Annotated in this window: 12 protein-coding genes and 1 pseudogene; 8 read left to right on the forward strand and 5 right to left on the reverse strand. The window is 73.3% G+C overall.

Annotated elements, in window-relative coordinates; translation table 11 throughout:
• Positions 1 to 36: 36 nt before the first annotated feature.
• The gene (gene dtd, locus AC0B9F_RS36075) at positions 37 to 462 is read right to left on the reverse strand and encodes a D-aminoacyl-tRNA deacylase (protein WP_472009788.1); all 426 of its coding nucleotides are present in this window, start codon (positions 460 to 462) and stop codon (positions 37 to 39) included.
• A gap of 179 nt (positions 463 to 641) precedes the next feature.
• Between dtd and AC0B9F_RS36080 the strand changes: the two genes are divergently transcribed.
• The 4 genes and pseudogenes from AC0B9F_RS36080 (at position 642) to AC0B9F_RS36095 (ending at position 3,727) form a co-directional block, all read left to right on the forward strand.
• A complete protein-coding gene (locus AC0B9F_RS36080) occupies positions 642 to 1,319 on the forward strand; it encodes an RsiG family protein (RefSeq protein ID WP_472009790.1) in 678 nt (225 codons plus the stop codon).
• 89 nt (positions 1,320 to 1,408) lie between these two features.
• Entirely contained in the window at positions 1,409 to 2,665 is a 1,257-nt protein-coding gene (locus AC0B9F_RS36085) for a GNAT family N-acetyltransferase (RefSeq protein ID WP_472009792.1), read from the forward strand.
• Between the two features lie 34 nt (positions 2,666 to 2,699).
• A pseudogene (locus tag AC0B9F_RS36090) lies at positions 2,700 to 2,837 on the forward strand (GntR family transcriptional regulator); the annotation flags it as partial.
• A 140-nt stretch (positions 2,838 to 2,977) separates the two neighbouring features.
• Entirely contained in the window at positions 2,978 to 3,727 is a 750-nt protein-coding gene (locus tag AC0B9F_RS36095) for an HAD family hydrolase (protein ID WP_472009794.1), read from the forward strand.
• 121 nt (positions 3,728 to 3,848) lie between these two features.
• Here AC0B9F_RS36095 and AC0B9F_RS36100 read toward each other — a convergent pair whose 3' ends face one another.
• Entirely contained in the window at positions 3,849 to 4,745 is an 897-nt protein-coding gene (locus AC0B9F_RS36100; RefSeq protein WP_472009796.1) for an NAD(P)-dependent oxidoreductase, read from the reverse strand.
• Positions 4,746 to 4,793: 48 nt separating this feature from the next.
• Between AC0B9F_RS36100 and AC0B9F_RS36105 the strand changes: the two genes are divergently transcribed.
• From AC0B9F_RS36105 to AC0B9F_RS36120, 4 genes are all read left to right on the forward strand, one after another.
• On the forward strand, positions 4,794 to 5,147 hold the full coding sequence (locus AC0B9F_RS36105; RefSeq protein WP_472009798.1) for a winged helix-turn-helix transcriptional regulator: 354 nt from the start codon (positions 4,794 to 4,796) through the stop codon (positions 5,145 to 5,147).
• Between the two features lie 154 nt (positions 5,148 to 5,301).
• Positions 5,302 to 5,754, forward strand: coding sequence for a helix-turn-helix domain-containing protein (locus AC0B9F_RS36110; protein WP_472009800.1), 453 nt, complete (start codon positions 5,302 to 5,304; stop codon positions 5,752 to 5,754).
• A gap of 78 nt (positions 5,755 to 5,832) precedes the next feature.
• The gene (locus AC0B9F_RS36115; RefSeq protein ID WP_472009802.1) at positions 5,833 to 6,435 is read left to right on the forward strand and encodes a hypothetical protein; all 603 of its coding nucleotides are present in this window, start codon (positions 5,833 to 5,835) and stop codon (positions 6,433 to 6,435) included.
• Positions 6,436 to 6,548: 113 nt separating this feature from the next.
• On the forward strand, positions 6,549 to 6,875 hold the full coding sequence (locus tag AC0B9F_RS36120) for a DUF2516 family protein (protein ID WP_472009804.1): 327 nt from the start codon (positions 6,549 to 6,551) through the stop codon (positions 6,873 to 6,875).
• Positions 6,876 to 6,923: 48 nt separating this feature from the next.
• Here the strand turns inward: AC0B9F_RS36120 and AC0B9F_RS36125 are convergent, their stop codons facing one another.
• From AC0B9F_RS36125 to AC0B9F_RS36135, 3 genes are all read right to left on the reverse strand, one after another.
• A complete protein-coding gene (locus tag AC0B9F_RS36125) occupies positions 6,924 to 8,243 on the reverse strand; it encodes a PP2C family protein-serine/threonine phosphatase (protein WP_472009806.1) in 1,320 nt (439 codons plus the stop codon).
• 422 nt (positions 8,244 to 8,665) lie between these two features.
• Positions 8,666 to 9,739: a C40 family peptidase gene (locus tag AC0B9F_RS36130; RefSeq protein ID WP_472009808.1), complete on the reverse strand. Its 1,074-nt coding sequence runs from the start codon at positions 9,737 to 9,739 to the stop codon at positions 8,666 to 8,668.
• Between the two features lie 244 nt (positions 9,740 to 9,983).
• Positions 9,984 to 10,796 (reverse strand): class I SAM-dependent methyltransferase, encoded by an 813-nt coding sequence (locus tag AC0B9F_RS36135; protein ID WP_472009810.1) that lies wholly within the window; start codon positions 10,794 to 10,796, stop codon positions 9,984 to 9,986.
• Positions 10,797 to 11,013: the final 217 nt, after the last annotated feature.

Genomic DNA, 11,013 nt, shown 5'->3' on the forward strand with positions numbered 1-11,013 from the left:
AGGCCAGACCTCGGTCAGACCTCGGCCAGACCTCGGTCAGACCTCGATCAGGACGGTGAACGGGCCGTCGTTCGTCAGCGACACCCGCATGTGCGCGCCGAAGCGGCCCGTCGCCACCGTCGCGCCGAGCGCGCGCAGTTGTTCGACCACCTCGTCCACCAGCGGTTCGGCGACGTCGCCGGGGGCGGCCGCGTTCCAGGTGGGGCGGCGTCCCTTGCGGGCGTCGCCGTACAGCGTGAACTGGCTGATGACGAGCAGCGGGGCGCCGATGTCGCTGCACGACTTCTCGTCGTGCAGCATCCGCACGCTCCACAGCTTGCGGGCCAGCTGGGCCGCCTTCTCCTTGGTGTCCTCGTGGGTGACGCCGACGAGGACGCACAGCCCCTCGCCCTTGATCTCGCCCACGGTCTCGTCGTCGACGACGACGCTCGCGCCGTCCACCCTCTGCACCACTGCACGCATACGACCATCATGCCGGGGCCGCACCGCGGGCCGTGCGGGGGCCTCGTGCGGCCTTATGGGGGGCCTGTTCGCGGTCCCTGTCCCGCCATGTGGGGCCGTTCGGGGGCACTCGGTCACATACTGACCACGCGGGGTGGCACGATGCTGCCACACGCCGGTCGAGGGGACGGTTGAGGCACATGAGCACACCGAGTACCGGGCAGCCGCCCGGGGCTGTCGTACCCGCGGGCGGGGCGAGGGCCACGGCCCCGCGGCCGCCCGCGCAGCGCACCGGCGACCCGGACGGGCCGCGCACCGACGGCGAGCCGCAGCGGCCGCCGGCCGAGCTTCCCCCGAGCCCTCCGGGCCGCGGCTACCCCGAGGAACGGGCCCTGACCTTGCTGAGCCTGCCGGAGCTGCGCACCCTGCGCCGAGACGCCCAGCGCGACGAGGCGGACCTGAGCTATGTGCGGCGGCTGCTGCAGGGGCGCATCGACATCCTGCGCGCGGAGCTGGCGCGGCGGGCGCCGGCGAAGGTGGTGGCCGTCGGGGAGCCGTCCGTCGTGGAGCGGCTGTCGGAGATCCTCACCGACGCCCCGGCGCGGCACCGCTCCTCCGCCCGCCACGTCACGGTGGGCACCCCGCACAACGAGGAGTACGGGCTGCTGGCCGCCGAGATGCTCGCCGAGGTCGAGCTGTCGGACCTGCGGGCCCGCACCGACGAGGAGCTGAACGAGGCCATGGGCCGCCTGGTGCGCTACGAGCAGCAGGTCTCGCGCCGCCGGCACCGGCTGCAGCGCACGGCGGACGACTGCAGCGCGGAGATCGCCCGGCGCTACCGTGAGGGGGAGGCCCAGGTCGACGACCTCCTGATGTGATCCGGGGAGTGGGGGAGGAGGTCCCGGCGGCGTTAGGGGCGTACGGAAAACCGGGCGACACCCCGCCGCCCCCGGCCTACCGTGGCCCCATGACCCACAGTGGCTCCGGCATCGACGTACGGGCGATCGGCGACGACGAGTTCGCCGACTGGCAACGGGCCCTGGACACCGGGTTCCTGACGCCCCCGGACATCACGCCGGAGATTCTCGAGGCGCGGCGGCGGCAGTTCATGCCGGGACGGCTGCTGGGGGCGTTCGACTCGGGCCGCTGTGTGGCCACGTTCCGTTCGTTCGACCAGGAGGTCACGGCCGTCGGCGGAGCGCCGGTGCGGGCCGACGCGATCTCCCATGTCACCGTCAGCCCCACACACCGCCGGCGCGGCCTGCTCACCCGGATGATGACCCGGGACCTGGCGGCGGCGAAGGAGCGCGGTGACGTCGTGGCGACGCTGATCGCCGCCGAATACCCGATCTACGGCCGCTACGGCTTCGGTGCGGCCACCACGGTCGCCGAGTGGACGGTCGACGTACCGCGCACCGGACTCGATCCGCGCTGGGCGGGCCCGGACGACGGGGGCCGCATCGACCTCGTGGACGGCGGGGACGTCCGCAAGCTCGGCCCCGAACTGCACGAGCGGCTGCGGCGCAGGCAACCGGGCGTCGTCAGCCGCGACGAGCTGTGGTGGCAGCTGCACACGGGCGCGGTGCGCTTCCACGCCACCTGGAAGGAACCCTTCTACGCCGTCTACCGCTCGGCGGGCGGCGAGGTCGAGGGGCTCGTGACGTACGAGTGCGACGACACCTGGGGCGAGGCCAAGCAGCCGCTGAACACGGCGGCGGTGCGGCGGCTGATCGCGACGACCGCGGCCGCCGAGCGCGCGCTGTGGCGCTATCTGTGCTCCGTCGACTGGATCGTGAAGGTCAAGAGCGGCGGCCGGGCCCCCGACGACCTGCTCCCGCATCTGCTGCCGGACCCGCGGGCGGCCGCGATCACCACGCAGGCGGACTGGCTGTGGGTGCGGCTGCTGGACGTTCCGGCGGCGCTTCGGGCCCGGACGTACGAGGGGACCGGCGCGCTGGTGCTCGACGTCGTGGACCGGCAGGGGACGGCCGGCGGGCGGTATCTGCTGGACGCCTCGCCGCAGGGGGCGTCGGTGCAGGAGACCTCGCGTTCCGCCGATCTCACGCTGGACGTCGGCGACTTGGCGTCGCTGTGGCTGGGGGACGCCTCGGCGGTGCGGCTCGCGGCGCTGGGCCGGGTGCGGGAGGAACGAACGGGCGCCGCCCTCGTGGCCGACGCCCTGCTGCGGACGTCCCGGCGCCCGTGGTGCCCGGACGTGTTCTGAGGGCTGCGCCGTGCCGGTCTGCTGCTCATGAGCTCTGCGGACCCGCGCTTTCACACCCCAGGAGATCGCCGGCACCCTGCGCGCACGCATCCGCACCGGCGACCTCAAGGCCGGCGACCGCCTCCCCACCCAGGCCGAGCCGGCGGAGGAGTTCGGCGTGGAGCGCGGCACCCGTTGCGCCTGATCCACGAGGGCCGCCTGCGCCCCGAGCCGATCGACGTCCGCGTCCTGCGACGCGGCGTTCGTGGAGGAATCCCAGAAGTGGTTCGACGCCCTCTGGGAAACCGTCGCCCGGGACCTGACACTCTCCTCGTGACTTCTCATTCGACGCGGACGGACGCGATACCGGAAGAGCCCGGATGGCTGCGTGACTTGGTCGCCCGGGCCCGTGTGGTGCTGTGGGACTTCGACGGGCCGCTGTGCCGGCTCTTCGCCTCCCGCCCCGCCCGGACGGTGACGGACGAACTGGCCGGCTGGCTGTCCCGGCGGGGCCTCGACGGTGTGCTCGACGACGCCGAGCGGGACGCGTCCGACCCGCACGCCGTGCTGCGCGCCCTCGTGCGCCGCCACCCCCGCAGCGACCTGGTCGCGGACCTCGAGGAGCGGCTCACCCGGGAGGAGGTGCGGGCCGCCGCATCGGCGATGCCGACGCCGTGGGCCGACCCGCTCATCCGCACCTGGACGGCCGTCGGCCCACGGATGGCCGTCACCAGCAACCACTCACCCCGGGCCGTCACCGCCTACCTCACCGGCCGCGGCCTGCTGCCCTGCTTCGCCCCCCACGTCTACGGCCGCACCCGCGACCCGCACCTGCTCACACCGCACCCGCACTGCGTCGACCGGGCCCTCAGCGCCCTGGACACGGCCCCCGGCGACGCCCTGATGATCGGCGACTCCCCCGCCGACCACCAGGCCGCCACCACCGCCGGTGTCCCCTTCCTCGGCTACGCCCGCAACACCGGCAAGGCGGCGCTGCTGGCGGAGGCGGGCGTCACCCGGATGCTCGACTCGCTGCAGCCGCTGCTGACCGCGGTCCGCTCCCACGCGCGAACCGGCGGCTGACCCGACGGACGCCGCCGACGCGACCGCCCCTGCGGCGCGGGCACCGCTCCACGACGACCCGGGCGCCTGCCCGCCCTTCGCGTACGCACCGCCGGTCCCGGGCTGATCCGAACGGCGGGGCCTAGCGGCGCGAGAGCAGGTCCGTCACGCGGATGAAGCCGTCGCCGCCGTGGCCCAGGCCGATGACGCGGCGGGCCTGGCCCTCGATCACCCGCATCAGGCTCGCGTCGATGCCGTGCTCCTCGGAGGCGTGCACGACGTGGGCCATCGTGGAGGCGGCCGAGGTGATCGGGTTGATCTCGCCCGAGTAGGTGCCGTCGTCCGCGTCACCGGCGAAGGTCTCGAACAACGCCGGCAGGATCGCCGCGATCCCTTGCGCGAACGGCGCCAGCTCCCGCCCGCTGACACCCTCCGCCCGGGCCACGGCCAGCGCGTGCGCGTAGCCCCCCATCGCCGTCCAGAAGATGTCCAGCAGCGCGATGTCGTAGGCGGCGGCCCGGCTCGCCTCCTCCCCGAGGTGGGTGTGCGTGCCGCCGAGCGCCGCCAGCACCGGCCGGTGCTCGTCGTACAGCTCGCGCGGTCCGCTGTGCAGGAACACCGCGTCCGGGGTGCCGATGGTCGGCGCCGGGGTCATGATCGCGCCGTCCAGGTAGCGGATGCCGTGGCGCTCGGCCCAGGCGGCGGTGTCCCGGGCTCGCGCCGGGGTGTCGGCGGAGAGGTTCACGAGGGTGCGGCCCTTGAGCGCGGCGGTGACCTCCTCGTCGCGCAGGATCGCGTCGGAGGCGTCGTAGTTCACCACGCAGACGACGGTCAGGGTGCTCGCGGCGACCGCCTCGCGTGCGCTGCCGGCGGCGCGCGCCCCGCGCGTGAGCAGGCCGGCGCCGCGGCCGGGGGTGCGGTTCCAGATGGTGGTGGCGCATCCCGCGTCGAGGAAGGCGCCGGCCAGCGCCCGCCCCATCGGCCCGAGGCCGAGGACGGTGACGGTGGCGGGCGGCTGCTGCTGGACGTTCGTGGACAAGGTTCAACTCCCTGATCGACAATGGCACTTCATGACAAAGGGGGAAGGGTGACCAGCAAACGGACCGCGCCGCACCAGGAGACCTGCGGAGTGAACGCCGCCCTGGCGGTGATCGACGGCAAGTGGAAGTCGTCGCTGCTGTGGCTGCTGGAGTCCGGCCCGCAGCGCCCCGGAGAGCTGCGGCGCCGGCTGCCGGGTCTGACCGAGAAGGTGCTGACCCAGGCGCTGCGCGAGATGACGGAGGACGGCCTCGTCCGCCGCGAGGTCTACGACGTCCTGCCGCCGAAGACCGAGTACTCCCTGACCGCCGCCGGCCGCGAACTCGCCGAGGCGCTGACCCCCCTCTCGAACTGGGGCCACCGTCGGCTGGACCGGCTCGCGGAGGCCCCGCTGATCACGTGATCCAGCCTCGGGGGAGCGGGCGGCGCTGCCAAGTACCCACAAAAAAGTGGGTACGCGCCTTCTGCGGCGCGGCCGTGCCGCCGTTCCGACACGCTGCTGCACTGTTGCAAGCAGGTTGCTTGCAATAGTTAGCGGGGTGCGGCATGGTGGAGGCATGGCATCGCTCAACGTCGGCAACCTCGGTGACTACCTGCGCGAGCAGCGGCGCAACGCGCAGCTGTCGCTCAGGCAGCTCGCGGAGGCCGCCGGGGTGTCGAACCCATACCTGAGCCAGATCGAGCGCGGGCTGCGCAAGCCCAGCGCGGAGGTGCTCCAGCAGGTCGCCAAGGCGCTGCGGATCTCCGCCGAGACGCTGTACGTGCGCGCCGGCATCCTCGACACGGAACGGGACCGGGACGAGGTCGAGACCCGCGCGGTCCTCCTCGCCGACCCCTCGCTCAACGAGAAGCAGAAGCAGGTGCTGCTGCAGATCTACGAGTCGTTCCGCAAGGAGAACGGGTTCGGCGGCCCCGACGGCGCCGGGCAGACCGACCCGGGCGATGCCGCCGTACACGACTCCCGCACGGTCGGCGGACACGACGCGGGACCGCAGCAGACGGCCGGTTGACCGGACCAGGGAACACCAGGCCGCCGGCTGCGGACCACACAGACCCTCATCCGAAAGAATTCCGGGAGGACCCTCACCATGGCCATCACCGACGACCTGCGCAAGACCCTCAGCGACCCGACCCCGCTCTACTTCGCCGCCGGCACCGCAGACCTGGCGCTGCAGCAGGCCAAGAAGGTGCCGGCGCTGGTCGAGCAGCTGCGCGAGCAGGCGCCGGCCCGTTTCGAGGCCGTCCGCAACACCGACCCCAAGGCCGTCCAGGAGCGGGCCACCGCCCGCGTCAAGGAGACGCAGGAGACCCTGCAGTCCAAGGTCACCGAGTTCATCGGTTCCCTCGACGGCGACCTGAAGAAGATCGGCGAGAGCGCCCAGGACTTCGCCCTGCGCGGTGTCGGCGTGGCCGCCGAGTACGCCGTGAAGGCCCGCGAGGCCTACGAGAAGGTCGCCGAGCACGGCGAGCAGGCCGTGAAGACCTGGCGCGGTCAGGCCGCCGAGGAGATCGAGGACCTCGCGGTGGCCGTCGAGCCGGACCCCGAGCCGAAGGCCCAGCCGGTCGAGGTCAAGCCGGCCGGCGCCGCGGTGGCCGAGGAGCAGGCCGCGAAGAAGGCGGCGGCGGCCCGCAAGGCCCCGGCCGCGAAGAAGACGCCCACCGCGAAGAAGCCGACCCCCGCCGCGGAGTAAGCGCGTCGCGAACGGCAGTCGCGCGGGCCGGGCACCCTGGGGGTGTCCGGCCCGTTCTACGGGTACGGTGACCGCGTATCGAAGAGCCGACTCGGGTGGTGGACGTTGTGCTGATGCAGGGTTTCGCGGGGTTCATGTGGTTGCTGTACCTCGCGATGCTGGCGATGGCTGTCGTGGCCTTCGTGATGGCCGCGGTGTTCCGTGAGGACGCCTACCGCGCAGCCGACAAGCAGAACAAGGGCTTCTGGCTGATCATCCTCGGCGTCGCGGTCGCGGTGAACCTGCTGGTGCCGATGCTCTTCCTCCAGCTCGCCGGGCTCGTCGCCTCCATCGTCTTCTACGTCGACGTGCGTCCGGCCCTCCAGCAGGTCAGCCCCCGCCGCCGGGGCCGCGGCTCCAGCAGCGACGGCCCGTACGGGCCGTGGAACGGCGGGCGGTAGCCACCGCGCCCGCAGGGGCGGCGGCCCCGGAGCCCGGGCCCGGCGGGCTCAGGACAGGCGGTCCAGCAGGACCACCGCCACGTCGTCGGTCAGCTCGCCGCCGTTCAGTTCCCGGGCCTCCGTGACCGCCCGCTGGAGCAGGTCCTCACCGCGCAGGCCCTCGGCGTAGCGGCGGGCGACCATGTCGACCATGCCGTCCTGGCCGAGCCGCTCGCGGCCCTCCCCGACATGCCCTTCGATCAGACCGTCGGTGTAGAGCATCAGGCTCCACTCGGCGCCCAGGTCCACATGCATCCGCGGCCAGCGCGCACCCGGCAGCAGACCGAGCGCGGGGCCGTTGTTGTCGTACGGCAGCAGCCGCGGCCGGGCGCCGGGGCGCAGCAGCAGCGGGGACGGGTGACCGGCCAGGCACAGGCCGGCGCGGCGGCCGTCCGGCGCGATGTCCACCGTGCACAGCGTGGCGAAGATCTCGTCGTCGCCGCGCTCGTGCTCCAGCACCTCCTGCAGCGTGCTCAGCAGCTCGTCGCCGCACAGCCCGGCCAGCGTCAGCGCCCGCCAGGCGATGCGCAGCTCCACGCCGAGCGCGGCCTCGTCCGGGCCGTGCCCGCAGACGTCACCGATCATCGCGTGCACGGTGCCGTCCGGGGTGCGGACGGTGTCGTAGAAGTCACCGCCGAGCAGGGCGCGCGAGCGGCCGGGGCGGTAGCGGGCGGCGAAGCGCAGCGAGGATCCGTCCAGCAGCGGCGTGGGCAGCAGGCCCCGCTCCAGCCGGCGGTTCTCCTGGGCGCGCAGCCGGCCCTCGGCGAGCTTGCGCTCGGCCGTGTCGGACCGCTTGCGCTCGACGGCGTACCGGATCGCGCGGCTCAGCAGCCGCCCGTCCAGCTCGTCGCGGAACAGGTAGTCCTGCGCGCCCACGCGCACGGCCTCCGCGCCGCGCTCGGCGTCGGTGGAGGCGGTCAGCGCGAGGACGGCGTGCCGGGGCGCGAGCTGCAGCACGTGCCTGAGCACGGCCAGCTCGTCGTGGTCCCCGTCGGCGTCGGCGGGCCGGCCGGGCGCCGGCAGGGCGAGGTCCAGCAGGATGCAGTGGACGTCGTCGGTGAGCAGCCGCTCGGCCTCGGTGAGGTTGCGGGCGGTGCGCACGCGGATCGGCTTGCCGGCCGAGTCGAGCAGATCGGGCACGATCGGCGAACCGCCGGGATCGTCCTCGATCAGCAGCAGTGTGAGGTTGTGGTGGGTGGTGGCGGCGTTGTCGACCGTGGCTTCCTTGCGCGGGGTCTCTTCCTTGGAGGGGCCGCCTGGACGGGCGGCCGGCGCCTGACCACTCTCCACGGCCGGGATCGCCCTGGGCCGCGGTACGGGTACGGGCATCGTCTTGGGTTCCTTCCCTCCCCCCGAGGGCATGGTGGGGCGAGGGTCCTCGATCCACCGACCGGGACCATAGCGGGTGGGAGGGCGGTAAAGGAATGGTGTGAGGCACGTCGCTCGGCAGGAGGCCGCCGTCATATGCCGCGTTCCGTACCGCAGTTGGACAGGCGGGACGCGAAAAGGGGATGACGAACGTCACGCCGGCCGGGGTCAGCACCCTTGATCGACGTGCAGTGGGTCACGTGACGCGCCTTACCAGGCCGTTGGGCACCCGTGCAGCAGGTCACGCGGCGGCGCGGCGGGCATCCCCGAACCCCTGTGCGGTCGCCGTCAGACCGCCCGCGGTCGGCGCCACGCCGCACGCGGTCGACTGCAGGCGGCCACCCCACGTGCCCGCCCCTCGTGCCGCGCCCGCCCCCTGTCGACTACATGTCGGGTCGCACGACGCCCAGGATGGGCATGGTCCCCGCGCCGGTGAGCGTCACCGTGCGGCCGGGGCGCGGGGCGTGCACGATCGTGCCGTCGCCGACGTACATCCCGACGTGGCTGGCGTCGTCGAAGTAGATGATCAGGTCGCCGGGCCGCATGTCCTTGATGTCGACGTGCTTGAGCTGGGCCCACTGCTCCTGCGAGGTGCGCGGGATGGGCTGCCCGGCGTGCGCCCACGCCTGCGAGGTCAGCCCCGAGCAGTCGAACGTCAGCGGGCCCTCGGCGCCCCACTCGTACGGCTTGCCGATCTGGGCCGTCGCGAAGGCCACGGCCTGCCGGCCCCGCTCGCTCGCGCCGGCCTTGACGTCCTTGAGTATCCCGGTGTCCAGCCACGCGGTCTGCGCCTTGAGCGCGGCCTGCCGCTCCAGCTCGGCCAGGCGCGCCTTCTCCTTGGCCTCCAGCTGGGACTCGAGCTTCTCGGCGGCGGAGATCTGCTGCGTGATCTTCTGCTTGGCCGCCTCCTTGGCCTTGCGGTTCGCCTCCAGCTGCCGCCAGCGTGAGGAGGCGTCGGCGGCGTACAGCTTCAAGTCGTCCTGCGTGCGGGCCATTTCGGCGAGCATGCCCTTGGTGGCCCGCTGGCCCTGCATCAGCCGCCCGGTGCCGTCGAGGAACTGCTGCGGGTCGTCACTGAGCACCAGCTGCGCCTCGGGCGGCAGCCCGCCCGTGCGGTACTGGGCGCGGGCCGCGGCGCCGGCCCGGTCCTTCAACTGGTCCAGTCGCTGCTGCCCTTGGGCGATCTTCTTGGTGAGCAGGACGATCTGCGCGGACTGCTGCTCGGACTTCTCCTCGGCGGCGTTGTAGGCGTCGGTGGCGACGGCCGCGTCGTGGTACAGCTTCTCGAGCCGCCGGCGGACGGCCTCCAGGTCCTTGTTCGCGGGTATGGCCGGCGAGGCGGTGGGGCCGGGAGTCGGTGTGGGGGCCGCGAAGGCCACACCCGGTGCCGCCAGCACGGTGACGGCGCAGACCACGGTCACTGCCGCCGCGATCAGGCTGCGCTTGCCTGCTGCCATACCTCATCCCCCAAACCTGATTTACCGTCAGTAACTTATCGGTGCCGGAGGGATCGTGCCATGCCCGCGCGAAAAGCGACAGAGGCAGTGCTTCCCGGCCCCCCAGCCCGCCCCGGTCCGGCCCCCCAGCCGTCCGGGACGATCTACCTGCCCGTTCGACGTACGGCCCCCAGAGATCGTTCCTCCCGCCGCCAGACTCACCCGATCAAGTGACGCGGGCCAACGAAAGGGCAGGTCGGGGACGTCAGTGACGCGGGGCCAAGGCCGCCCACGCCACGGTCACTTCACCCTGCCGCCACCGCGCCGGCCCGTCCACGACCGGCCAGTCGGCCATGAGGTCACGCACCGTGCGGATCCAGCGCTGCCGGGCCCCGTAGGAGGCGTAGGGCGCGGCGGCCGCCCAGGCGCGGTCGAAGTCGCGCAGGAAGGCGTGCACCGGCTCACCGGGAACATTGCGGTGAATGAGCGCCTTCGGCAGCCGCTCGGCGAGGTCGGAGGGGCGCTCCAGCGAGCCGAGCCGGGTCGCGAAGGTGACGGTGCGCGGCCCCTCCGGACCGAGCGCGACCCACACATGCCGGCGCCCGATCTCGTCGCAGGTCCCCTCCACCAGCAGCCCGCCGCCGAAGCCGCCCTCGGCCGGGGCGAGCCGTGCGCACAGCCGCTGCCACACGCCGGCGACCTCGCCCTCGTCGTACTGCCGCAGCACGTTGGCGGCGCGGATCAGCGCGGGCCGCCCGGCCACCGGCACCTCGAAGCCGCCGTGCCGGAACACCAGCCCCTCCCGCTCGTACGGCAGCGCCGCCGCGACCCGGGCCGGCTCGATCTCCACACCGACGACCCGCACGCGCGGCGCGACGGTCCGCAACCGCGTCAGCAACTCCACGGCAGTCCAGGGCGCGGCCCCGTACCCCAGATCGACGGCCACGGGCTCCACGACCCGCCGCAGCTCGGCCCCGTGCACGGCCGCGATCCACCGATCCATCCGCCGCAACCGATTCGGATTGGTAGTCCCCCGCGTAACGGTGCCCACAGGACGGATCGACGCACGGGAACTCATACGTAGAGGGTATGCGCGGCTCCACAGGCGGGGAGCGGAACCCGGCGCTCAGTAGCGCCCCGGTGCTACGGCTGGCAGCTAAGCCAGATGACGGCCGGCACCCGCGCGCGGCGGGAAGGGGACGGGGTGGGGGGTGTCCGCCCGCAGCGGCCGGCACCGGGCAACGGCGCCGTCGTCGGAAACGGGCGGCCGGACCGAGGACGGACACCCCCCACCC

The sequence above is a fragment of the Streptomyces sp. NPDC097129 genome, from assembly GCF_055668065.1.